The 23716-nt window shown below is 72.5% G+C and carries 16 protein-coding genes; 9 read left to right on the top strand and 7 right to left on the bottom strand.

Going from position 1 to position 23716, the window contains the following annotated elements; all coding sequences use genetic code 11:
* Positions 1 to 411: 411 nt before the first annotated feature.
* From JOL79_RS29360 to JOL79_RS29370, 3 genes are all read right to left on the bottom strand, one after another.
* Entirely contained in the window at positions 412 to 3618 is a 3207-nt protein-coding gene (locus JOL79_RS29360) for a GH92 family glycosyl hydrolase (RefSeq protein ID WP_230985697.1), read from the bottom strand.
* A 185-nt stretch (positions 3619 to 3803) separates the two neighbouring features.
* Positions 3804 to 6521 (bottom strand): helix-turn-helix transcriptional regulator, encoded by a 2718-nt coding sequence (locus JOL79_RS29365; RefSeq protein ID WP_210159159.1) that lies wholly within the window; start codon positions 6519 to 6521, stop codon positions 3804 to 3806.
* Positions 6522 to 6675: 154 nt separating this feature from the next.
* A complete protein-coding gene (locus tag JOL79_RS29370) occupies positions 6676 to 8565 on the bottom strand; it encodes a 2-isopropylmalate synthase (protein WP_230985698.1) in 1890 nt (629 codons plus the stop codon).
* Positions 8566 to 8906: 341 nt separating this feature from the next.
* Between JOL79_RS29370 and JOL79_RS29375 the strand changes: the two genes are divergently transcribed.
* The 3 genes from JOL79_RS29375 (at position 8907) to JOL79_RS29385 (ending at position 11802) form a co-directional block, all read left to right on the top strand.
* Complete coding sequence (locus JOL79_RS29375) at positions 8907 to 9908, top strand: UbiA family prenyltransferase (RefSeq protein ID WP_210159160.1); 1002 nt, start codon at positions 8907 to 8909, stop codon at positions 9906 to 9908.
* 452 nt (positions 9909 to 10360) lie between these two features.
* Positions 10361 to 11071 (top strand): sensor histidine kinase, encoded by a 711-nt coding sequence (locus JOL79_RS29380; protein WP_210159161.1) that lies wholly within the window; start codon positions 10361 to 10363, stop codon positions 11069 to 11071.
* Complete coding sequence (locus tag JOL79_RS29385; protein WP_307848799.1) at positions 11068 to 11802, top strand: response regulator transcription factor; 735 nt, start codon at positions 11068 to 11070, stop codon at positions 11800 to 11802. Before JOL79_RS29380 ends, JOL79_RS29385 begins: the two co-directional genes overlap by 4 nt.
* Here the strand turns inward: JOL79_RS29385 and JOL79_RS29390 are convergent.
* Entirely contained in the window at positions 11772 to 12716 is a 945-nt protein-coding gene (locus JOL79_RS29390) for an aldo/keto reductase (RefSeq protein WP_210159162.1), read from the bottom strand. The two genes, JOL79_RS29385 and JOL79_RS29390, sit on opposite strands and share 31 nt — an antisense overlap.
* A 232-nt stretch (positions 12717 to 12948) precedes the next feature.
* On the opposite strand from JOL79_RS29390, the gene JOL79_RS29395 reads away from it, so the two are divergent.
* Positions 12949 to 13785, top strand: a complete 837-nt coding sequence (locus JOL79_RS29395; RefSeq protein ID WP_210159163.1) for a TIGR03621 family F420-dependent LLM class oxidoreductase — start codon at positions 12949 to 12951, stop codon at positions 13783 to 13785.
* On the opposite strand, the gene JOL79_RS35675 is transcribed toward JOL79_RS29395, so the two are convergent.
* On the bottom strand, positions 13766 to 15142 hold the full coding sequence (locus JOL79_RS35675) for an NDP-hexose 2,3-dehydratase family protein (protein WP_307848800.1): 1377 nt from the start codon (positions 15140 to 15142) through the stop codon (positions 13766 to 13768). The two genes, JOL79_RS29395 and JOL79_RS35675, sit on opposite strands and share 20 nt — an antisense overlap.
* 129 nt (positions 15143 to 15271) lie before the next feature.
* On the opposite strand from JOL79_RS35675, the gene JOL79_RS29405 reads away from it, so the two are divergent.
* Genes JOL79_RS29405 through JOL79_RS29415 form a run of 3 tightly spaced genes read left to right on the top strand, consistent with a single transcriptional unit; the run spans position 15272 to position 17734 of the window.
* Positions 15272 to 15880, top strand: a complete 609-nt coding sequence (locus tag JOL79_RS29405; RefSeq protein ID WP_210159164.1) for a DUF1707 SHOCT-like domain-containing protein — start codon at positions 15272 to 15274, stop codon at positions 15878 to 15880.
* Between the two features lie 10 nt (positions 15881 to 15890).
* Entirely contained in the window at positions 15891 to 17135 is a 1245-nt protein-coding gene (locus JOL79_RS29410) for a class I SAM-dependent methyltransferase (RefSeq protein WP_210159165.1), read from the top strand.
* A 26-nt stretch (positions 17136 to 17161) separates the two neighbouring features.
* Entirely contained in the window at positions 17162 to 17734 is a 573-nt protein-coding gene (locus JOL79_RS29415; RefSeq protein ID WP_210159166.1) for a dTDP-4-dehydrorhamnose 3,5-epimerase family protein, read from the top strand.
* Between the two features lie 20 nt (positions 17735 to 17754).
* Here JOL79_RS29415 and JOL79_RS29420 read toward each other — a convergent pair whose 3' ends face one another.
* Complete coding sequence (locus tag JOL79_RS29420) at positions 17755 to 18855, bottom strand: DegT/DnrJ/EryC1/StrS family aminotransferase (RefSeq protein WP_210159167.1); 1101 nt, start codon at positions 18853 to 18855, stop codon at positions 17755 to 17757.
* Between the two features lie 171 nt (positions 18856 to 19026).
* Here JOL79_RS29420 and JOL79_RS29425 point away from each other — a divergent pair, with 171 nt between their 5' ends.
* Positions 19027 to 20256: a macrolide family glycosyltransferase gene (locus JOL79_RS29425; RefSeq protein ID WP_210159168.1), complete on the top strand. Its 1230-nt coding sequence runs from the start codon at positions 19027 to 19029 to the stop codon at positions 20254 to 20256.
* Entirely contained in the window at positions 20256 to 21791 is a 1536-nt protein-coding gene (locus JOL79_RS29430) for an AfsR/SARP family transcriptional regulator (protein ID WP_210159169.1), read from the top strand. Before JOL79_RS29425 ends, JOL79_RS29430 begins: the two co-directional genes overlap by 1 nt.
* Before the next feature lie 142 nt (positions 21792 to 21933).
* On the opposite strand, the gene JOL79_RS29435 is transcribed toward JOL79_RS29430, so the two are convergent.
* Positions 21934 to 23631 carry an FAD-dependent monooxygenase gene (locus tag JOL79_RS29435; protein ID WP_307848801.1) on the bottom strand — a complete coding sequence of 566 codons (1698 nt, stop codon included), beginning with the start codon at positions 23629 to 23631 and terminating at the stop codon, positions 21934 to 21936.
* Positions 23632 to 23716: the final 85 nt, after the last annotated feature.

The raw sequence follows: 23716 nt of genomic DNA on the forward strand, positions 1-23716 counted from the left end.
ATGCGTCTTGCTCGACTGGGTCGAACGTCCGAGGGCGTGGCCTGCCGATGCTCGGGCGCGCCGCGGACACGTCACACGGGCATGCGTGATCCCGCGCCGGTCGTCTCGGTCGGCACTCGGCAGGACATCCGGTGGCCGCGAAGTGTTAGCGCTAACAAAAGCGCTCGCGTCAACGGGGTCGTGGGTGGCGGAGGGAGTCGGGGGCGGGATCGATCTTGATCAACTTCCCCACACTATGGCACCGGCCACACGTTACGTCAAGGTTACATATGCGATATCGGGCCGGTCCTTTCCCGGCCGTCCGCCCGCCGGAACGCGAAGGACCGGCGGGCGCTCACCGGCCGCCGGTCCTCCCGCGTCACCGGCCGTTCGGGGCCGGTCTCAGATCAGGTCCGAATTCCACCTTCAGGCTCAGGCGAAGGCCCAGGCGAAGATGTGCAGCTCGCCGTCGTCCGGCTGCGAGAACGACAGGCTCTTCACCTGCTTACCAGGAGTGAGCGCGATCGGCTGGGCCGCGAAGACGTTGGCCGGGATCGGCTGCAGCGCCCACGAGCCCCAGTAGAGCCGGTACGGCGTGGTGGCCACGACCTCGTTGCCGAACCGGGGCGCCGCACCCCCGAAGTCGAGGATCCAGTCGCTGAGGCCCAGGGTGCCGGTGCTCGTCGAGCCGTCCGTGTAGGTGACGGTCACCGTGGACTCGGGCCAGCCGTTCACACCCGCGCCGAGGAAGGCCAGTTTGGTCGCCCCGGCGGGCGCGGTGACCTCGATCGGCCCGGTGCCCGGCCGCAGGTTGTCCCACTGGCCCGGCGCGCGGTCCGGCCAGGTGAACGTGAAGCCGTTCCAGGCGAGACTCCCGCCCGGGGTGAGGCCCGCGTCCGCGAGCGCCTGCGCGGAGTAGCTGAATCCGGGACCGTCGAGGTTCGCCTCGTCGGGGCCCGCGGCGTCGCCGATGCCCGCGTTGTTCTGGTGCCAGGCGATCGTGCCGCGCCTGGCCACGTTGAGCCGCAGACCGCCGGTGGCCGAACCCCCGGTGAATTTCACCGTGGTCAGTCCGAGTGGTACGCCGGAGCCGACCGTGACGTGCACCGTGACCGTCGTCCGGCCGCCCGCGGTGGTCCGGAGGGTCTGCGACGACGGCGAGACGGTGATCCCGGCGGGCGCCTGGGCGGTCACGGTCACGTTCGCGGCCTGGCCGAGGGACTGCAGCGAGAGCCGCGCGTCGAACGACGAGCCCGGCTCCACCGGGCCGCTGCCCGGGTCGAGACCCAGGACGTACGGCCGGCCGCCGGTGCCGAAGGACGGGGGCGCGTCGGCCGGATTCGCGCCGAAGGCGGTGTTGGGCGTGGAGCGGAGGGCGAAGTCGAGCCGGCCGCCGGAGGTGGCGAACGACTCGGGCAGCCACGCCCTGTTCGTCGAGACGCCGTTCACGCGCAGCGACTGGATGTAGCGGCGCGACGAGTCGGGGGCGTTGACGACGATGTCCCCAGCCGGCCGCCTGATCGTGATCTGGTCGAACAGCGGGGTGCTGACCAGCAGCTCCGCCCGCCCGGGGACGGCGGGGAACAGGCCCATGGCCGACCACACGTACCAGGCGCCCATCGTCCCGAGGTCGTCGTTGCCGACGAGCCCGTCGGGCCCGGAGGTGAAGAGCTGGTCCTGCGCGCGGCGCACCACGTCCTGCGTCTTGTACGGCTGGCCGGCCCAGGCGTACAGCCACGGCTGCGGCAGGGAGATCTCGTTGCCGAGGTAGGCGTACGGCTGGTGCGGCCCGGCGTTCAGCTGGGTGAAGTAGGAGTCGAGCCGGGGGACGACCTTGCCCGGGCCGCCCATCGCGGTGAACAGCCCGCCCACGTTGTGCGGGACCATCCAGGTGTACTGGGCGCCGTTGCCCTCCATGTAAACGTCACCGGCGGCGGGGTCGAACGGAGCCGTGAACGATCCCTCGCCCATCCGCGGCTGGATGTAGGAGTTGGCCGGGTTGAACAGCTGCTGCCAGGCCTGCGAGCGCTTCATGAACTCGGCCGCGGTGGTCTGGTCGCCGAGACGCGTGGCGAGCTGGGCGATGCCGAAGTCGGCCACGCCGTACTCCAGGGTGGCGGAGGGGTCGGACGGCACGTACCCCTTGTCCATGTACGCGGTGTTGCCGGGCCGCTCGTCGTAGCCGAGCAACGGGTGGCCGATGTCCATCGGGCCGGACCGGCGGGCGGCTGCCGCCATCGCGGTGAGCGCGGCGGAGGCGTCGAAGCCGCGCGCCCCGAAGGCGTACATGGTCGAAAGGATCACATGGAAGGGGTCGCCGTTCATGACCCCGGTGACCGTGTTCTGGTGCGACCAGCGGTCCCACACGTTGCCGAGCGCCTGGGCGTTGTCGTACATCGACTGGGCGATGTCACCGGCGACGTCGGGGACGAGCAACGCGAGGAGCTGCGCCTCCGACCGGTAGATGTCCCAGCCGGAGAAGGTGGCGTACTGGTGGTGCCCCGCGCGGACCTGGTGGGGCTTGTTGTCGAATCCGGTGTAGGTGCCGTCGGTGTCGTCGAAGACGTACGGCTGGAGCAGCGCGTGGTAGAGGTTGCTGTAGAAGGTGCGCCGCCGGTCGTCAGTGCCCCCGGTGAGGCGGATCTGGCCGAGCCGCTGGTTCCAGACGGCCGAGGCGTCGGATCGGACCTGGTCGAGCGTCTTGGTCCCGATCTCGGTCCGCAGGTTGTTCCTGGCGCCGTCGACGCTCACGTACGACAGCCCCACCCGCATCTGCACCGGCTGGGCGGGGTCGAACTCCAGGTACGCGCCCGAGCCGGGCCCGTTGACCACGACGTCGTCGGTCGTGACGACGTCGCCCTGCACCCTGGCCCGCGAGGCGTTGGCGACGGTCTGGGCGCCCGGCCGCACCGCGTCGTCCTTCCAGGTGCCGAAGCCGGTCACCGGCCGGTCGAACTCCGCGTGGAAGTAGACCTTGTAGCGCATCGGCGGGCCGCAGAAGCCGCCGGTCAGCACCCAGCCGTCGACCGTGTTCCCGCTGATCCGGGTCTCGCCGTCGTCGACGCCGTTCACCGAGCCGCTGGTGTTGAGCAGCAGCGTCGCCGGCTTGTCCTTCGGCCAGGTGAAGCGGGCGACACCGGCCCGGGCGCTCACCGAGATCTCGGTACGCACGCCCGTGTCCAGCGTGGAGCTGTAGAAGCCGGGGGAGGCGCTCTCGTTCTGGTGCTGGAACGTCTGGACGTAGTCCATGCCGTGCGTCGCCGGGGAACGGTCGATCTTGCCTGGGAACGGCATGACCGGGAAGTCCTGCGCGCCGGTGCACCCCGGCCCGGAGATGTGGGTCATCGAGAAGCCGCGCAGGCGGTTGTCCTCGTACCGGTATCCGCCGCCGGCGTCGGCGACGGTGTCCGGGCTCCACTGCATCATGCCGAACGGCAGGACCGCGCCAGGGAACGTCATGCCACCGCCCCCGCCGTGGCCGAAGTCGGCCGCCGCCTCCTTCGTTCCGTGGAAGACGTTGACCAGGCCGGCGGGCTGCGTCAGGGAGGAGGCGTCAGTGGCGGACGCGGGCGGGGCGCCTGGGGGGAACACCAGGGCGGCCACGAGGGTGGTGACGACGGGTAAGGACCATCGGGACAAGGCGAGCCCCCAGGGAGGAAGTTCCGATCAGAGTCAGTCGGATGGAAACGCGCCAAATAATTAGGGTCAACGAGCAGAAATGACCGGTGGAGCCTGCCAGTGGCGGCACGCTGCGCGGAGCGGAGCAGGGGAGGGCCGTCCCTCGCGAAATCGGCATGTTCGCGGGGTGGCCCGCCTTCCCCTGGTCACCACTGTCTGAGCGGCAACTCGGTGCGCCGGGTGACGTTCAGCTTGCGGTAGATGCGGGTGAGGTGCTGCTCGACTGTGCTCACCGTGATGAACAGCTTGCTGGAGATCTCCCGGTTGGAGTAGCCGTCGGCGGCCAGGGTGGCCACCCGTCGCTCGGCGTCGCTGAGGATCGGCAACACGGTCGCGGAGCCGGCCTCCGCGGCGTCCCCTCCGTACGGCAGCGTGACGGCCAGGCTCTCGGCGTCGCACTCCTCGGCGAGGGTCCGCACCCGTCGCCCGACGAGCCAGGCGCGCCGATACTCGCCGGCGGCGTGGTGGGCGTGAGTGAGGTCGGCGAGGGTGCGGGCGAGTTCGTAGCGGTCGCCGCCGGTCTCGAGCAGCTCGGCCGACCTGCGCAGCAGGCCGATCCGGTGCCGCTCCTCACCCGCGACGGCCAGCAGGCGCAGCGCGACGCCGTGCACCCGCGGGGATCGGAAGCCGCACCGCGTCCGCTGGTCCTTGATGAGCAGACGTGCCTCGTCGGCCTCGTCCAGCCGGATCAGCGCCTCGGCGGCGTCGAGCCGCCAGGCGATGAACTCGGGGACGTCGAGCCCCCACTGCTCCATGAGTTCCCCGCACAGACGCAGGTCGCCCAGAGCCTGCGCGGGCTGCCCCGTAGCGAGGTGGAAACGGGCCTTGCCGTACAGGTACTGCAGGCCGAACCGGGTCTCCAGCATCGCCGCGGGGACCGCGCCCTCAGCCCGCGCGAGGAACGCGTCCTGCCGCCCGGTCGCGGCGTCGGCCCGCAGCAGCGTGCCCAGGAGACCGCCGAGGGCCACCCCCCAGCTCTCCGGGGAGATGAGTTCGAGTGCCTGCCGGGCATCGCGCACCGCCGCCGCCATGTCGCCGCTCCGTGCGTGGATCTCGGCCCGGATCGCCGACAGCCGGGCCTGGCGGCTCGGCGCCCGGCGGGCCGCGGCCTCGGCGACGAACGCGTCGCACCAGGGCGCGGCCTGGTCGGTCCGGTCGCCGTAGGTCAGGGCGAGCAGCGCGCACTCGACCGTGTCCAGCGACATCTCGTCCAGCCGGGCGCTGCGCAGGACGCGTTCGGCGGTGGCCGCGGTGTCCTCTCCCGGCCCCTCCGCCAGGGTGCGGGCGAGGGCCTCGGCGGCCTCCAGGCGGCGGCCGGCGCCCAGGGAGTGTCCCGCGCCGCCCGCCCGTTCGTCGTCGAGCGGCGGCAGGTGCGCGACGAAGGACGGACAGCCGGTGCGGAACCAGGCATGCGCCGCGGCCAGCTCGGCCATCGTCTCGCGGTCGAGTGCGCTGCCCCCGAGCCGGTCCAGCACGTCGCGGGCGTCGTCGCTGTGCCCGTGCCACAGCAGCGCCTTGGCGAGCACCACGGCGTCGCCGCCGCCCAGGTGCCCGTCGCGCAGCGCCGCCGCCAGCTCGGCCAGGTGTCCGGTCGAGATGCCCGGGTTGATCCGCCACTTGGCCCGCACCAGGCGGGTGGCGATTCCGGCCCGGCGTCTGTCGTCGTCGCAGGACCGCAGGGCAAGTTTCAGGTACTCGATGGCGGGCTCCACGCCGTCCTCACGGCGCAGGGCGTGTTCGGCCGCGTCCTCCAGCACGGGCACCGCCCAGGAGTGTGCCGGATCACCGGCGAGCAGGAGGTGGCCGGCCACCTCCGTGGCCGGGGCGCCGTCCTGATAGGTCAGCTCGGCGGCCCTGCGGTGCAGCGCTGAGCGCTCGGCGTCGTCCATCGCCGCGAGTACGGCCGATCGGGCGGCCTCGTGCCGGAAGCGGCCGTCGAGGAGCAGGCCGGCGCCGGTGAGCGCCCGCACCGCGGCGGAGACGGCGGCCTCGCTCACCCTGAGCATCGGGACGGACTGGGCCGGGGAGCCGAGGACGGCGATGACGCCGGCCACCACCGCGGCGCCGGGGTCGGCCCGGTGCAGGCAGCCGAGGACCGCCTCGCCGTACCGCTCGGCCGGGGCGCCGGCCGTTTGATGGTCGTCCAGCAGCGCGTCGACGAGCAGCCGGTTGCCGCCGCTCAGCTCGTGGAAACGGGCGGCCAGCTCCGCGGCGGCCTCGTGCCCGGCGGTGCCGGCCAGCCGCTCGCGGACGCCTTCGGGGGACAGGTGGCCGAGCCGGATGTGGCGGCAGTGCGGCCGGCGCAGCACCTCGGCGTGCAGCAGTCCGCGCGACTGCGCGTGGTCGTCCGGGACCGAGACCACCATCAGGAGCCGGGCGTTCCTGGACCGCCGCGCCAGATAGGCGAGGCAGAGCTGGGAGGAGCGGTCCGCGTGGTGCAGGTCGTCGACGACGATCACGAGCGGACACTCCCGTGCCATATCCAGCAGCGCCGTCGACAGGGCGTCGACCATCCGCACGTCGATGTTCCCGACGGCCTCGGCGTCCGGGCCGCCCGCGGCCGGCGCCCGCTCGGCCTCCTGGAGCAGGCCCAGCGCGACGGACCGGTGCGGCGCGGACAACGGGGCGTTGTGGACCAGTTGCGAGAGTACGCCGAGCGGCAGGCCGCGCTCGGACGGGGCACCCATCGCGGTGAGCGTGAGCGCGCCCCGCCCGGCCGCCAGGTCGGCGAAGCCGTACAGCAACTCGCTCTTGCCGGTGGCGATCGCGCCGGTGACCATCGCGCCCCGGCCCTGTCCGCCGGCGGCCTCGTCCAGCATCGCGCGCAGCAGGGCCATGCCCTCCCGCTGGTTGTGAACGGCCATCGTGCCCTCCTTGTGTACGTGCGACGGACAGCCGGGGTCGCGGTCGCGGGGGTGTCCGGGTGAGTGGTTTGGGTGTGCGGTGGTTGGGTCTGCGGTGTCTGGGCTCGCGGGTTTGGGTTGCGGGTGTTCGGGTCTGCGGTGTTTGGCGGCGCGGTCAGTGGCCGGCGACGGCCACGCGGCGGCGGCGCTTTGGGCCGTGCCCCGGCCCCTGCCCCTGCCCCTGGTCCGGCCCTTGCGCCGCCTGTCCCTGCGACTGCCCTTGCACCAGGGCTTGTGTCTGTCCCTGTCCCCGCGCTTGTCCCTGTCTGTGCCGCTCCCATGCGGCCCATGCGGCCCGCACGGCGGACATGGCGGCCCGGACGGGATCCGCGTCGATGCCCGCGCCCCATGCTGTCGTGCCATGGGCGGAGCATTCGGCGTAGATCACCATCGCGCCCTCGGTCCGGCCGGCGAATCCGGTCGCCTCGTCCGGCCGGGTGCGCGAAAACGCGTCTGATGCGACGGGGCCGGGTGTGACGGGGTCCGGAGCCGCGGCGCGCTGGACGGCGCGCACCCGCACGCCCCGGGACGCGAGCGTGGCCCCGAGCGTCTGAACGGCCTCGGCCCGGGGGCCGGTCAGCTCGACGCCGCCGTCGACGTACAGCGTGACCGGGACCGGCCCGGCGGCGGACGTCAGGGGGACCTCGGGGCCGCCGTGACAGTCACTGTGGCCGAGGTACTCACGCTCGAACAGCGCGCCGATCCGGGCGGGGGACAGCTCGCCGCCGTCCGCGTCGGCGAGCGCCTGTACGCGCGCCGCGAGGTCGATCCGCAGCCCCCGGGGCAGGCGCATCCCATGCCAGGCACTCATCACATAGCCCACGCCGCCCTTGCCGGACTGGCTGTTGATCCGCACCACGGCCTCGTACGTGCGGCCCACGTCCTTCGGGTCGACCGGCAGGTACGGCATGGTCCACGGCAGGTCGTCGGGGGTCAGGCCGGTCGCGGCGGCCCGGCGCTCCCGGTCGGCGAATCCCTTGTCGATGGCGTCCTGGTGGGAACCGGAGAAGGCCGTGTGCACCAGCTCGCCCCCGTAGGGGTGGCGGGGGTGGACCGGCAGCCCGTTGCAGAGCTCCACCGTGCGGCGCACCGCGTTGATGTCGGAGAAGTCGACGCCCGGGTCGACGCCGTGGACGAACATGTTCATGCCCAGCGTCACCAGGCACACGTTGCCGGCGCGCTCTCCGTTGCCGAAGAGGCAGCCCTCGATCCGCTCGGCCCCGGCGAGGAGGGCGAGTTCCGCGGCGGCGACCCCGGTGCCCCGGTCGTTGTGGGGGTGCACCGACAGGCACACGTGCTCGCGTCGCGACAACCGCCGTTCCAGCCACTCGATCTGGTCGGCGAAGACGTTGGGGAGCGAGCGCTCCACCGTCGTGGGGAAGTTCAGGATGATGCCCCGGCCGGGGCCCGGCCGCCACACGTCCATGACGGCCTCGCAGACCTCCAGCGTGAAGTCCAGCTCGGTCTCGTTGAACAGCTCGGGGGAGTACTGGTAGCCGAGGTCGCAGTCGCCGAGCACTCGCTCGGCCTGGTCCAGCAGCACCTCGGTCGCCCGTACGGCGAGGTCGCGGCAGCCGTCCCGGCCGAGGCCGAAGACGAGCCGGCGAAACTGCGGCGAGGTGGCGTTGTAGATGTGCACGGTCGCCCGGGGGGCGCCTCGCAGACTGTCCACGGTGGCCCGTACGAGTTCCTCGCGGGCCTGGGTCAGCACGGTGATGCGCACGTCGTCGGGGATGCGGTCCTGCTCGATGAGCAGCCGGACGAAGTCGTGGTCGTCGCGGCTGGCGACCGGGAAACCGACCTCGATCTCCTTGAAGCCCATCCGGACGAGCAGGTCGAACATCATGAGCTTCCGCTCGGGTGTCATCGGGCGGGCGAGCGACTGGTTGCCGTCGCGCAGGTCGGTGGACAGCCATCGCGGGGCGGATCGGATGCGATTGCCCGGCCAGGTGCGCTCGGTCAGATCTATCGGCGTGAAATTCGCGTAACGTTCGGCTCCCTGCATGGTCCGGATTTCCTTTCCTGAAAGGGGCCGCGTCGGCGCGGCCGTTTCGAGGTCCGCGCCGGACGGTCGCCGTCGCCGGAACGACGGCTTACCGCTCCCCCCTTTGAATGCGGCGCGCGGGATCGGAAGAAATGGCTGGGACGGCGAACTTCTCGGCCTCGGGGAAAATGTGTGGCCGATTGCGAAACTAGTAGGGGGTCCGGTGCGTCGGCAAGAAGGTGCGACAGGAGTTCAGGGCAGGTCAACCAGGGGTAGCCTGCGGGGTATCCCCGGTATCAGGGCCCTACAACTTTCGGATATCACCCTTATCGGACGCAGGTCCCAGGGTCATACTCCGGGCTATGCTGGCCATCCGGACGTGGGCGCCGCAGCGCCCGTCCGCAATTCGCATTCTGCTGCTGTGCGTCGTGGAAGCGCGGCCCTGTGTGCTCGGGGTATCGGCGCTCCGCTTCCTCACCGGCGCGGCCCTGGCACTGCCGGCGGGCGCGTCCCCCAATCCCCTGACGGTCCTCCAGGGCATGGCCGCCTGGGTGCTGTCGATCCTCGCGATTTACCTGTTCAACGGCGTGACCGACGTCACCGAGGACCGCATCAACGGATCCGGCCGGCCGATCGCCCGCGGCGACCTGCCCCAGCGGACCGCGGCCCTCGTCGTGGCGGCCGCGGCCGTCCTCGCGCTCGCGGCGACGCTGGGGCTGCCCGCGCCGATGGCCGTGATCATCGCCCTCAACCTCGTCCTGGGCTACCTCTATTCGGGCCGTCCGGCCCCGCTGAAGGACAGTGTGGCGGGCACGCTGACGGTGCTCTGCGTGTCCGGCCTGCTGTCCTATCTGGCCGGGGCGGTGGTCGCGATGGACGGCGCGGTGGGCGGGACAGCGGACGGGGTGGCGGTCGGGGCGGGTGGCGGTGTGGCGGACTGGGCGGTGGGCGGCGCGGTCCTGGCGATGCCGCACGGTCTGCTGGTGTTCGCCGCGGCCGCCATCTCCTGGATGGTGCTGGTGGGCATGCCGGCCAAGGACCTGTCCGACATCACGGGCGACGCGGCCGTGGGCCGGCGCACTCTGGGCGCGCTCGTCGGCGAACGGGTGTCGCGACGGCTGATGGCACTGGCCGCCGTCGGTGTGCTGACGGCCTTCGGCGTGGCGGTGGCGATCGTAGGGGTGCCGCTGGAGGGGCCGCTGCTGGCCATGGCGGCGGGGGTGGCCGCCGTGGTGATCTCGGGGGCGAAGTGGTTGAAATTTCATCCCGAGGACGGTGACCGGCGTCGCCGCCGGCGGCCTTATGCCGCATTCATGGTGACGCAGCATCTGCTTCATATTATGGCCGTTCTATCGGTCATCTGACCCCGTATGTTGCAAATGCCTGTCGTCTACGGGATAGTGGAGGGCGCTCGTACACTCATCCCGTGGGGGAGGGTGGGGCCTTGGACGCGGCAGTCGACGCGGCGGGTGACCCGGGGAGATATGTCGAAGCGTGTCGGGACGAAGTGCTCGCCGAATTCGAGTCTGCACTGCAGGCGACCGGTAATGTGCTCTTCGCCGACCCGCTGGCCAGGCGGCAGGCCCTTTCGACCGCCGGCTACGTGCTGGACGATGTGGCGGCTACGCTCCGCGCCGGGAAAATACTTTCCGGTAGCCAATCGCGGTTGCACGCCTGGGAGGTCGGAAAGGCGAGGGCTGCGGACAGAGTGAACCCCAAAGCCTCTCTTGAGGCGGGCTCACTTTTTTTCCGCGTCGCGCTGGCCCGGCTGACGTGTGAATTGGCGAGGGAAGAAAATCCGGCCTCCGGTCTTTTCGTGCTCGTCGCGACCGGGCTGGAGGAGAGTCTGTCGCGGCGCATCCGCGAGGCCGCGGACGCCTACCACAGCTTCCTGCTGAACCAGGTCTTCGAGGCGCAGGAGAGCGAGCGCCGCCGGATCGCCCGTGAGCTGCACGACCGCATCGGGCACGGCACCGGCGTCGCCCATCAGCAGCTCGCGCTGGCCGAGGCGTACCGGGCCGCCGATCCGGCCAGGGCCTCCGCCAAGATCGTCATGGTGCAGCAGGCCATCAGGGAGATCATGGATAATCTCCGCCTGATGACGAGTGAGTTGCACCGCCAGGCGCCGGTGCGCAACCTGGAGAAGTCCCTGCTCGACCTGCTCGAGGCGGTCGAGGACGAGTCGATCTCCGTTGTGTTCGACGTGAACGGCGACGAGTCGTGGGTTGAGCCCGCCGTGCTGGAGGAGACGTTCCTGATCCTCCGCGAGGCGGTGCGCAACGCCCTCAACCACGGCGCACCGACGATGGTGCTGGTCCGGGTGGACATCGCGCCCCACCAGCTCACCGGGTCGATACAGGACAACGGCCGGGGCTTCGGCCCGGCGCGGGTGGGACACGACGGAGTGGGCCTGATGTCGATGCGCGAACGGGCCGAGCTGCTGGGCGGCACGGTCATCATCTCCAGCGAGCCGGGCGCGGGCTGCCTGGTCGAGCTGTTCCTCCCGTTGCGCGGGTCCGGCCGGTGACGGGTGCCATGCCTGGTGCCGGGCTCGGCTCCGGGCCGGAATCCGGGCCCGACTCCGGGCCCGACTCCGGGCCCGACTCCGCCATCTCCATCGCGCTGGTGGACGATCACGCGCTGTTCCGTGAGGGGCTGCGCGAGATCCTCGAGTCGTTCGGCGGCATGCGGATCGCCGGCGAGGCCGGCGACTCCGCGGCGGCGGTCGCCCTCGTCTCGGCCACCCGCCCCGACGTGGTCCTGCTCGACGTCGAGATCCCCGGCGAGGAGGTCACCGACACCGTCGCCCGGATCCGCGACCTCTCCCCGGAGACCCGGATCATCATCTTGAGCATGTACGACGGCCCGCAGCTGCTCACCCGGCTGCTCAGCGCCGGAATCCGCGGCTACCTGCACAAGAGTGTCCGCCGCGACGAGCTGATCGCGGCCGTGCGCAGCGTCTACCAGGACTCCTCCCGGCTCGTGCTGGCGGTGTCGCGGACCAGCCTGGCCCACGTGGAGGCGCCGCCCTGCCCGGTGCTGTCCGACAAGGAGTTGGAGGTGCTCCAGCTCGCCGCCCAGGCGCTGAGCAACCACCAGATCGCCCGGCGGCTCGGGGTCGCGGAGGCCACCGTCAAGCGGCACATGCACAACATCTTCCTGAAGCTGAACGCCGTCTCCCGGATCGACGCGGTCAACAAGGCCGTGGCGGGCTCGCTGATCACCCCTCACAGCAGGTCGGACGCGGAGGGGCCGTAGGCGGCGGGGAAGAGCCCGGCCAGCTCGTCGCGCACCTCCGGCGGCAGGTCGACCCGCGTGGCGGCCAGGTTCATCTCCAGGTGCACGGGGCTGCGGGTGCTGGGGACCGGCACCACGGGACCGTCCTGCGCCATCAGCCACGCCAGGGCGAGCCGCCCGGCGCTGAGGTCGAGGCGGGACGCCGCGGACTCCACCGCCCGCAGCGGCGCCGCGCCGAGCTCCCGCCCCTCGCGTCCGAACCGGGGGTCCGCTCGGCGCCAGTCGCCCTCCTCGAACGCGGCCGGGCACTTGATCCGGCCGGTGAGCAGGCCACGGCCGAGCGGGCGCGCCGCGACGAGGGCGATGCCGAGCTCCCTGACCGTGCGCAGCAGTTCCGCGTCGGGGGGTCCGGTCTGCAGCGAGCATTCGACGGCGACGGCGGTGATCTCGTGGATCGCGTGCGCCCGCCGGATCTGCTCCGGAGTGCCGCCGGACAGGCCCAGGTAGCGGATCTTCCCGGCCCGGACCAGCTCCGCCAGGCGGGCCGTGCCGGTCTCGACTTGGACGCCGTCCCCGCAGCGCAGGTAGTAGAGGTCGACGTGGTCGCGGCCGAGTCGTCCGAGGGACGCCTCGCAGGCGCGGACGAGCCGCGCGAGCCGGTCGGGCCCGTCGCCGGCCTGGGCCGGTCCGCCCCGCGTGCTCACCAGGACCTGCCCGTCCCGCCCTGCCACGGCGCGGCCGATCAGGCGCTCGATCCGCCCGCCGGCGTAGAAGTCGGCGGTGTCGAGAAGGGTGACCCCGCTGTCGAGAGCCCGGCGGATCAGGCGGTCCGCCTCGGCCGTGCCGATCCCTCCATAGGCTCCCGCCAGGGCGAGCGAGCCGAGCCCGACCGCGGAGACGACGGGTCCTGATCGGCCCAGCTTCGTGTAGCGCACCAGCACCCCTTTTTCGAATCCCGATTCCGGGAAATCGGGAAGCGATTACGCCGCGCTCGGCGGTATAAACCGTGCGCCGCCGTGCCAATGGTAGGAGAACCGCCGGTGGCCGCAACGGCCGGTGACGAACGCCTACCCCCTCATTTTCGCGGCGACCCCTATTCCGCGGATCAAATCTTCAGCCCAATCGCCGGGCCGGGTTATTGTGTGCCGCGACGGGCGGGAGGATGCGGTGGCGAGGTTCGGGGTGGTGCTCATCACCGAGGACTGTTCGCGGGCGCAGTGGATGGACAAGTGCCGCCGCGCGGAGGCGCTCGGCTACGACGTCATCGCGGTGCCCGATCACCTGAACCTGCTCTCGCCGTTTCCCTCCGCCATGCTGGCCGCGGAGGCGACGGAGAAGGCCGTCATCGGCACCTACGTGCTCAACGCGTCCCTTCACCGCCCGGCCGTGCTCGCCCGGGACGTCGCGACGACCGACCGGCTGACCGGCGGGCGCCTGGAGGTCGGGCTCGGGGCCGGCTACGTCCGGGCGGAGTTCGAGGCGGCCGGCGTCCCGTTCGGCGCCGCCGACCGGCTGCGCGCCCTGCGGGACGCGACCGGCGCGCTCGCCGCGCTCGGCGACGCGCGGCCCCCTCTGCTGATCGGCGGTCATGGTGACCGGGTGCTGCGGCTGGCCGCGGAGCGGGCCGAGATCGTCAGCTTCACCGGCGCCCCCTACCGGGCGGAGTTCGGCAGGACCGCGCTGGTTGACGCCGACGAGATGGCCGAGCGGGTCGCGTACGTCCGGTCGGCCGCCGGGGTGCGCGCCCCGCGGCTTGAGCTCAACGTGCTGTCCAAGGGGACCGTGCTGACCCGCGACCGCAGGGCGGGCGTGGCGGCGCTGCGCCGTTACGCGCCGGACCTCGGCACCGACCGGCTTCTGGAGGTGCCCACGCTGTTCGTCGGCACAGCCGGCCAGATCGCGGAACAGGTCCTCCACCACGGCGAACGGTACGGCTTCTCCTACTTCACCGTGATGGAGTCGTCGATGGAGGCGTTCGGCGCGGTCATAGAGCGCCTGCGCTGACCGGTTCCCGCGCGTGGGTCAGGCTGTGCAGGCAGGCGTTCAGCGTGCGCGCCTGCACGTTCAGGTAGTAGCTGTGCCGCAGCAGCTCGTCGAGCTGGTGCAGGGCGACCCAGTGGAAGGACGGGTGTCCGGGCAGCGGGTCCTCGTCCGTTTCGACCACCACATAGCGGTTGCGCGCGCGGTAGAAACGTCCGCCCTCCTCCGACAGCATCGTGTCGTACCGGATGCGGTGCGGCGGAGCGGCCATCACCTCGTCCACGAGCAGGGGGCGGGCCGCGGCCGGCAGGTGATCGTAGTTGCCGGGGGTGCACTGGACGGTCGGCGCGAGCTCGACGACGTCGGTGTAACCGGGCTCGACCCGGGCGTGCACGAGGGCGTGGAGCACGCCGTCGATCCGGCGCACCAGGAACGCGACCAGGCCGGTGCCCACGGGGGCGATCATCGGCTGGCTCCACTCGGCCACCTCACGGCCGCACGCCTCGACGCGGACGCCGATCACGTCGAAGAACCGGCCGGTCTCATGGGAGATGCGGCCCTCCGCCCGGCGCCACCCGCGCAGGAGGTCGAGCCGGCTCGGCCGGGTGTGGATCTCCACGGTGGAGCGGATGTCGCTGAGCCAGCTCAGGATCTCGCCCAGGCCGTGCCGCGCCCCCGCCCGCGGGTCGCGCGACCGGGCGAGGTCAGCCGCGAAGCCCTCCCGGCCGCCCGCCCCCGCCTGCACGGGCAGGCAGGCCAGGACGGTGCGCGCGTCCATGTTGACCAGGTCGGGGACGGCGAGCAGCTCGTACACCTCCCGCAGCGAGAGCCAGCGGAAACCCTCCACCGCCTCGATGTGCGGGCCCACCTCCACCACGATGTTCCGGTTGCGCTTGCGGTAGAACCACGCGCCCTGCTCCGACTGGCGAACGTCGGCGAGGACCCGGCCGCGGCGGTCCAGGAAATGCTCCAGGTACGGCACGGGCAGCCCCTGGTGCACCCGCGTGTAGTTGCTCCGCGTGGCCTGGACGGTCGGCGACACCTGCGGCCCGCTGGGGTTGCCCGGCTCGTTCTTGGCCTGCATGAGCAGGTACGGCATGCCTCCCACCCGCTTGAGCAGGATGCCGAGGACGCCGGTCTCCGGCTGGTTGATGATCGGCTGGGACCAGGTGGGCACGGGACCGCCGGGGCGGCGCACGTCGAGTCCTTCGACCGTGAAGAACTTGCCGCTCCGATGGTGGAACCGTCCCGTCGCCCGGTCTTCGCGCCATTCCGGAAGCTGCTCGAGAGGAAGCGGGGTCACCTGCATGAAGGTGTGCCCGGCCACCTCCCGGAGCCAGTCGTGAACGTCGATGGCAGGCTCCTCACGGTGGTCCGTCACCGCCGACGCTGCCACCGGGGCCGGCCGCGGCCAACCCCTTGCCGCCCCGTAACTCCGGGCCCGCGGGGGCGCCGAGGATAAGGGTTCTTCGCGGGGCGCGCGGCTTCATAACCTTCTACCGTGGACGCCATGACCGATCATCGCGATGTGCGAGCCGGTGACCGTGACCGCGACAGGGTCGCCGAGAAGCTGCGTGTCGCGGTCGGCGAGGGGCGCATCTCCCTGGAGGAGCTGAACGAGCGGATCGACCGGGTGTACGCCGCCCGGACGCTCGGCGACCTGGACGGCATCGTGGCCGACCTGCCGGGAGACGCCGTGACGGCGGCCCCGGTCAGGCCCGTCGTGCGGACGCCCACCCAATATCCGGCCGAATACTCAGCCGAGCTGCAGCTTCACACGGTCAGCGGCCGGCTCGCGCAGGTGGGCCGGTGGGTCGTCCCGCGCACGCTCAGCGCCAGGGCGGGCCGGTGGGGCCGGGTGCGGATCGACTTCACCCAGGCGGACTGCCCGCACCACGAGGTCGTCCTCGACGTGGGGATCAGCTCCTGGTTCGGCGACGTCATCGTGGTGGTCCCGCGCGGCTGGCGGGTGCGCGACGACGAGGTCGTCCGGCTGCGGCTGGGCGCCGTCCACAACCGCCCGCCGGTCCCGCTGGCGCCCGACGGCGTCACCGTGCGGCTCACCGGCTACGTGCGGACCGGGGACGTCTGGGTGCGCTACCGCCGGTCCGCTACCTGAGGAGGGTCGCATGGCGTGCCGAATCTGTTCGGGCCGTCTCCAGCAGTTCGCCGACTTCGGGAGCCAGCCCGTCTCGGACGCCTTCGTCGCGCCGTGCGACAGGGAGGGCGACGGGCAGGGTGACACGGCCGGGGAGTACTTCTTCCGCCTCGCCGTGGGGATCTGCGAGAGCTGCTCGATGGCGCAGCTGCTTGAGGAGGTGCCGCGGGAGCGGATGTTCCACGAGGACTACCCCTATCTGTCCTCCGGCTCGGCTGTGATGCGGGCGCACTTCGGGTCCCTGGCCCGGCGTCTGCTGGCCACCGAGCTGGCCGGGCCCGACCCGTTCGTCGTGGAGCTGGGCTGCAACGACGGCACCATGCTGGAGACCGTCGCCTCGGCGGGCGTGCGCCATCTGGGCGTCGAGCCGTCCGGCGGGGTCGCCCGCCTGGCCGCCGCCAGGGGAGTGCGGGTGCGCGAGGACTTCTTCGAGGCCGGCACGGCCGAGGCCATCCTGAACGAGCACGGGCCCGCCGACGTCATCTACGCGGCGAACACCCTGTGCCACATCCCCTACCTCGACTCGGTCATGAGCGGCGTCGACACGCTGCTGCGCCCCGACGGCGTGTTCGTGTTCGAGGACCCCTACCTGGGGGACATCGTCGAGCGCACGTCGTTCGACCAGATCTACGACGAGCACTTCTACTTCTTCCGCGCGGGCTCGGTGCGGCTGATGGCCCGCCGCCACGGGTTCGACCTCGTCGGCGTCGAGCGCCTGCCGGTCCACGGCGGCGAGGTGCGCTACACGCTCGCCCGCCGCGGCGCGCGCCCCGTGTCGCCCGCCGTCGACGCACTGGTCGCGGCGGAGGAGGCCGCGGGGCTCGGCGACCCGGAGACGCTGCGCGCGTTCGCCGCCAGGGTCGCGGCCAACCGCGACCGCCTCGTCGGGCTGCTCACCGGTCTGCGCGACCGCGGCGCGACCGTGTACGGCTACGGCGCCACGGCCAAGAGCGCCACCGTCCTGAACTACTGCGGGATCGGCCCCGACCTGGTGAGGTTCGTCTCCGACACCACGCCGGCCAAGCAGGGCCGGCTCACCCCGGGGTCGCACATCCCCGTGCGCGGGCCGGAGGCGTTCGCCGACCCCTACCCCGACTACGCGCTGCTGTTCGCGTGGAACCACGCCGAGGAGATCATGGCGAAGGAGACGGCCTTCCGCGAGGCGGGCGGCACGTGGATCCTCTACGTCCCGGACGTTCACCTCGTCCGGGCCTGAGGTCGCCGGGACGAAGGAGTCGTTCAGTGCAGCACCGCGGGCTCGCCGTGACGGGCGCCTACGAGTTCGTTCCCGAGGTCTTCCCCGACGACCGCGGCACGTTCGCCTCTCCGTACCAGGAGGGCGCGTTCGCGGCCGCGGTCGGCCGGCCGCTGTTCCCCGTCGCGCAGGTCAGCCGCAACGTGTCGCGGCGCGGCGTCGTGCGCGGGGTTCACTACACGCTCGTCCCGCCGGGGACCGCCAAGTACGTGTACTGCGCGGCCGGGCGGGTGCTGGACATGGTGGTCGATCTGCGGGTCGGTTCGCCGACGTTCGCCCGCTGGGAGGCCGTGGAGCTGGCCGGCGACACGGCGCGGGCGGTGTATCTGCCGCCCGGCGCCGGTCACGCGTTCGCCGCGCTGGAGGACGACACGGTGGTCTGCTACCTGCTGTCCACCGAATACCGCAAGGAGAACGAGCTGACGCTGTCGGTGTACGACGAGGAGATCGGGCTGGCGCTGCCGGCGGGGACGCCGCACGTGCTGTCCGAGCGCGACCGCGCCGCGCCGACCCTGGCCGAGGCGGCGGCGCTGGGCCTGCTGCCCGAGTACGTCGGTTGACCCCCCACGCGGGGCGCGGGCTACAGGACCGAACGCAGCGCCGCGATGACCTTCTCCTGCAGGCCGGCCGGCAGCGAGGGGTACATCGGCAGCGAGAAGATCTCCCGGGCCAGCGACTCGGTCACCGGCAGGCTCCCCGGCCGCCGTCCGAGGTGGGCGAAGCCCGACATCGTGTGAACCGGCCACGGGTAGCTGACGTTGAGGTGGATGTCGTGGGCGCGCAGCGCCTCCAGAATCGCGTCGCGGCGGGGATGGCGCACGACGTACAGGTAGTAGGCGTGCTCGTTGCCCTCGGCGGTGACCGGGAGCACCAGGTCGGTGCCGGCCAGGCCCTCGGCGTAGCGCGCGGCGACCGCCCGCCGGGCGGCGAGGTAGTGGTCCAGGCGGCCCAGCTTGCGCCGCAGGATCTCGGCCTGCACCTCGTCGAGCCGGGCGTTGTGCCCGGGGGTCTCGACGACGTAGTAGACGTCCTCCATGCCGTAGTAGCGCAGCCGCCGCAGCCGCCGGTCCACGTCGGCGTCGTCGGTGATGACGGCGCCGCCGTCGCCGTACGCCCCGAGCACCTTGGTCGGATAGAACGAGAAGGCGGCGGCGTGGCCCATCGATCCGGCCGGCCTGCCGTGGTGGCGGGCGCCGTGCGCCTGCGCGCAGTCCTCAAGGATCACCAGGCCGCGCTCGGCGGCCAGCCGTTCCAGCGGGGCCATGTCCACGCACTGGCCGTACAGGTGGACCGGCAGCAGGCACCGGGTGCGGGGCGTGATCGCGGCCTCGGCCCGCGACACGTCCATGAGGTACGTCGCGGGGTCGACGTCGACGAAGACGGGGGTCGCCCCGACGGAGTCGATCGCGACCACGGTCGGCGCGGCGGTGTTGGAGACGGTGACGACCTCGTCGCCCGGGCCGACGCCGAGCGCCTGCAGTCCGAGCTTGACGGCGTTGGTGCCGTTGTCGACGCCCGTGCAGTGACGCACGCCGTGATAGGCGGCGAACTCCGCCTCGAACGAACTCACGCTCTCACCGAGGATGAGGCGGCCCGAGCGGAACACCGTCTCGACGGCGTCCATGATGTCGTCCCGCTCCGCCTCGTATTCCGGCAGATAGTCCCAGACGCGCGTCGGCATGGTCGTCCTCCCTGAGGCTCCGGAGTCACAATAAGCGCGGGCCGGCGGGCCGGTGGAACCCCTAGGAAATCGGGCCCGTACGTTAGGGGAGCTAAGGGGTGCTGCGTTCTCGGGGCGTTCACTAGATTGGCCGCCATAAACAGGACGTGCATTCCGGCCGAGAGGCTTGTCATGGCGGGGCATTATTTCTTCCTGTGCCACCCAGATCACGGTCACGTCATTCCGACCCTCGCCGTGGTCGCCGAACTGACCCGCCGGGGCAACCGGGTCACCTATCTCACCGCGCCGAGCACCGCCCCCCTCGTGGAGGGCGCGGGCGCGACCGCGCTGACGTACGAATCGGTCTACCGGGCGGCGCACGTGCGTGAGCTGGAGGACGACGCGCTCGGCCTGCTGGCGCTCCTGCTCGACGAGAGCGGCGCGATGCTGGAGCGGGTGGCCGGCCTCGCCGTCGACCGCCCCGACGTGATCGTCTACGACACCTCCGTGTTGCACGCCGGCCGCATCCTGGCCCGCGTCTGGGGGGTGCCGGCGACCCAGCTCGTCCCGGTCTTCGCGTCCAACGCCCACTTCTCCTTCCTCCGCTCCATTTACGCGGGCGCGGACGCCGGGCCGGACGCCGGGCCGGACTCCGGGCCGGACTCCGGGCCGGGCGACCTGCCCGGGTGGGTGGGGGAGATGCTGGCGCGGATCGAGGCGCTCGCCGCCGCCCACGGGATCACGGCCGACCCGGCCGAGCTGTGGTGGGAGGTGCCCGACTCCAATCTGGTGACGTTGCCGCGCGCCTTCCAGTTCGCCGGCGACACCTTCGACGAGCGCTTCACCTTTGTCGGCCCCTGCCTGGGCGAACGCCGGTTCCTGACCGACTGGCGGCCGCCGGGTGACGGGCTGCCGATCGCGTTGCTGTCGTTCGGCACCGCGGCGGCCGAGCGGCCCGCCCTGCTGCGGACCTGCGCGCGCGGCCTCGCCGGGCTGCCGTGGCGCACGGTCGTCACCCTGGCCGACGGCGTCGACCTCGCCGGCCTCGGGCCGCTGCCTTCCCACGTCGAGCCGCACCGCTGGGTGTCGCACGTCAGCGTGCTGCGCCACGCCGCAGTGGCCGTCACCCACGGCGGGATCGGCACGGTCATGGAGGCCCTGTCGCACGGCTGCCCGCTGGTCGTCGTCCCCACCTCGGCGATGAACGGCCCGCCCGCCCGCCGCATCGAGGAGCTGGGCCTCGGCCGCGCGCTCGACCCGGTGGGTCTCACCCCGGATCGGGTGGCCGAGGCGGTGCTCGCCGTCGCCGCGGACGAGTCCGTACGGCGCCGTGCCGCGCGGATGCGCCGGGAGATCCTGGCGTCGGGCGGAGCCGCGCGAGCCGCCGACGAGCTCGAACGGCGTCTGGCCAGGGCCGCCTGATGGACGGCGCGATGGTCGGCGGGACGGCCGGTGTGATGGTCAGCGGGACGGCCGGGCCGGGCCGGCGGCCCGTGTTCGAGTTCCGCGTGCTGGGTCCGCTCACGGTGCTCAAGGACGGCGTCGAGCTGCCGATGCGGGCCAACCGGGAGCTGGTGATCCTGGCCAGCCTGCTGCTCAACGCCAACCGGGTGATGAGCGTGGAGCGGCTGATCGAGGCCGTGTGGTCGGACGCCGCGCCGCGCAGCGCCTGGCGGCAGATCGCCATCTGCGTCTCGCGGCTGCGCCGCACCCTGGGCGCGGGAGTGATCGAGACCTCCAGCCCCGGCTACCTGCTCAGGGCCGCGTCCGACAGCGTCGACTGGGGGCGGTTCACCACGCTGGTGGCCCGGTCGCGCGGCGAGGCCGCGGGCGGAGACCGCGACCGGGCGGTCCTGCTGCTGCGCGAGGCCCTCGCCCTGTGGCAGGGAGAGCCGTTCGAGGACATCCGCGGCCTCGGCTACGACGCCGCGCGGATGGCCGAGGTCCGCCTGGACGCCCTGGAGACCTGCCTCGACCTGGAGATCGAGCTGGGCCGCCACCACCAGGTCATCCCCGAGTTGCTCGCCCTGGTCGCGGAGTCGCCGCTGCGGGAGCGGCCCCGGGCCCAGCTCATGCTCGCGCAGTATCGCGCCGGCCGCCGGGCCGAGGCGCTGCGCACCTACCAGGAGACCCGGCGCCACCTGCTGGAACAGATCGGCCTGGAGCCAGGCCCGGCGCTGCGGCGGCTGCACGAGCAGATCCTCAGGGACGAGTCGGTGCTGATGCGCGCGTCCGCGCCCCGGCCGCGGGCCGGACAAATGGTGCCGTGCCAGCTTCCGCCGCAGGTCCTGCCGTTCGTCGGGCGGGCGGACGAACTGACGGCGCTGGACGCCGCGCTCCGTCCCGATCCGGAGACGGCCCGGCCGGGCACGATGATCCTGAGCGGCCCCGCAGGTGTGGGCACGACCACGCTCGCGCTTCGTTGGGGACACGCCCGGATCGACTGGTTCCCCGACGGCCAGCTGTTCGCCGACATGGCCGAGGACGGCTCCGCGACCGTGCTCGACCGGTTCCTGCGGGCGCTCGGTGTGCCGGGCCCCGACATTCCGGACGACCACGCCGAGAAGGTGTCGCTCTACCGGAGCTGTACGGCCCGCCGACGGCTGCTGGTCGTGCTGGACGACGTCCGCGACGCCGCGCAGGCCCGGCCGCTGCTGCCGGGCGGCCCCGCCTGCCGGGTGATCGTCACCAGCGCCCGGCCGCTCGACGACCTGGTGGCCCGGCAGGGCGCGCACCGCGTCTTCGTGCCGCCGCTCGGCGACGACGTGGCCAGGGAGCTGGCCGGGATGCTGGTCGGACCGGCCGGGACGGCACTCGGCCCGCAGGCCGTGACCGAGCTGGTGAGCGACCTGGTGACCACCTCGTGCGGCAGCCCGCTGTCGCTGCGGCTGGGCGCGGCCCGCCTGCAGTCCCGCTCCGCCGCCCTCGTGCCGGGCGCGGCCCGGCCCCGCTCCTGAAAACCTCGCCCCTGAAACCCGGGTTCCGGAATCCCGCGCTGATATTCGCGCTCCTGATCCCGGCTCCCGGCACAGTCTGCGGCACAGCTACCGTTCAGCGGCCGCTTCAGTGTCCGCTTCAGTGTCCGCTTCAGTGTCCGGTTCAGTGTCCGGCTCGGTTCCTGGCCAGGATCGACTCCAGCGCGCCGGTCAGCGCGTCGTCCGGCGCGGGCCCGGCCGTCCGCCACCCCACGTGACCGTCGGGGCGCACGAGCACCGCGCCGGCTTCGGCCACGCCGTACGCGCCGGCCCAGTCGGGGGAGGTCAGCGGGACGCCACCGGCCCGGCCTCCGGCGATCCCGGGGGTCGTCTCCGCGGCCGTCTCGGCTGCGATCCCCGCGCCGATCCCCGCGCCGGTCTCTGCGCCGATTTCGACGGTGGCGATCTCCACGCCGGTGCGGCGCGTGGCGGCGGCGGCCCGCTCCGGCCACCCCGCGCCCGCCGGGGACATCAGCGTGAAGCGGGGCCCCAGCAGGTCGAGCGTCGACACGGGGCCGTCGGCGCCGGTCAGCCAGACGTGCGGCGCGCGATGGCCGGGCCGGGCCGTCGGAAGGTAGGCGCGGTAGGGGTCGCCGGTGACCGGGACGGGGGTGCCGTCGGGCACCACCGCGGCCGACTCGTAGTGGAAACCGAGCACCAGGCCCTCGCAGCTGCGGCGCCCCGCCTGCTGGTCGATGGCCTCGTCCATGGACAGCGCCCCCTCCATCATGCGGAAGGTGATCAGCGCGTTGCGCAGGCTCTCCTCGACCGTGCGCGCCGCGATCGGGCGCCGTTCGGCCGTGTAGGTGTCGAGCAGCCCCGGACCGGCCGTGCCGCGCGACACGGCGGCGAGCTTCCAGGCGAGGTTGTGGGCGTCCTGGATGCCGCAGTTCATGCCGAACCCACCCTGCGGGGTCGCCACGTGCGCGGCGTCGCCGGCCAGGAACACGCGGCCGCTCTGGAACGCGGTGGCGACCTTGGCCTGCTGCAGCCAGGGCATGACCCCGAGGATCGCGACCGGCAGGCCGGGCACGCCGACGGCCGCCCGCACGGCGGCCAGGCAGGCCTCCTCGGTGAAGTCGGCGGGGCTGCCGCCCGTCTCCGGGTCGTAGCCGGTCTGCAGCATCCAGCGCCGCCGGTGGTCGACCGCCTCGATCGCGCAGGGCGGATCGCGGAGGAACGACAGGGCGGCCAGACGCTCCGGCGGGAGGAAGCCGAGGTCGGCCTCGAACATGATGCTGATCATGTGGCCTATCGGCGGCGGGCCCTCTGCCGCGATGCCGAGGCCCTCCCGGACGCCGCTGCGGCTGCCGTCGGCCGCGACGACGTATCGGCAGGTCACGAGGGCATCCCCGCCGCGCCAGGAGATCTCCGCCCGGGCGCCGTCCGGCCCCGGCAGCAGGGCGGTCATCGTGGCGCCGAACCGGACGTCCGCGTACGGCTCCGCCTCGGCGCGCCGCCGCAGGATCACCTCAAGCAGGTCCTGCGAGCACAGGCACGTGTACGTGGGGCTGTGCGGGGCGTCCCGTGCGAGCGCCGCGGCCGACCTGACGAAGTCGCCCGCGGTCAGCGTGGTGCCGACGCCGACGGCGAGGTAGTCCTCGCGCGGCATGCCGGCCTTCTCCACCTCGTCCTGGAGACCCCAGGCGCGCAGCAGCTCCATCGTGCGGGTGCTGATGAGCCGCGCCTTCGGGAAGACGGACGTCCCGGAGTGCCGCTCGACCAGCAGCGTGGACATTCCGTGCCGGGCGAGCTCGATCGTCATGCAGAGCCCGACCGGTCCGCCGCCGACGACCAGAACGTCCACGTCGATTCTTTTCACGATGTCACAGTCATATACGACGCCCGGCGCGGTCAATGAGCGGCCGATGAATGGATAACCGCGTGATACAGGGATGATGTCGCCG

This window comes from Microbispora oryzae (assembly GCF_017896165.1).
In the GTDB taxonomy this organism is placed as follows: Bacteria; Actinomycetota; Actinomycetes; order Streptosporangiales; family Streptosporangiaceae; genus Microbispora; species Microbispora oryzae.

What these genes read in the sequence shown, in the direction of transcription:
- JOL79_RS29410 (WP_210159165.1), top strand. Translation starts at nt 15,891, where the DNA reads ATGGCGTGCCGAATCTGTTCGGGCCGTCTCCAGCAGTTCGCCGACTTC.
- JOL79_RS29375 (WP_210159160.1), top strand. Translation starts at nt 8,907, where the DNA reads ATGCTGGCCATCCGGACGTGGGCGCCGCAGCGCCCGTCCGCAATTCGC.
- JOL79_RS29370 (WP_230985698.1), bottom strand. Translation starts at nt 8,565, where the DNA reads ATGCAGGGAGCCGAACGTTACGCGAATTTCACGCCGATAGATCTGACC.
- JOL79_RS29420 (WP_210159167.1), bottom strand. Translation starts at nt 18,855, where the DNA reads ATGCCGACGCGCGTCTGGGACTATCTGCCGGAATACGAGGCGGAGCGG.
- JOL79_RS29365 (WP_210159159.1), bottom strand. Translation starts at nt 6,521, where the DNA reads ATGGCCGTTCACAACCAGCGGGAGGGCATGGCCCTGCTGCGCGCGATG.
- JOL79_RS29430 (WP_210159169.1), top strand. Translation starts at nt 20,256, where the DNA reads ATGGACGGCGCGATGGTCGGCGGGACGGCCGGTGTGATGGTCAGCGGG.
- JOL79_RS29405 (WP_210159164.1), top strand. Translation starts at nt 15,272, where the DNA reads ATGACCGATCATCGCGATGTGCGAGCCGGTGACCGTGACCGCGACAGG.
- JOL79_RS29425 (WP_210159168.1), top strand. Translation starts at nt 19,027, where the DNA reads ATGGCGGGGCATTATTTCTTCCTGTGCCACCCAGATCACGGTCACGTC.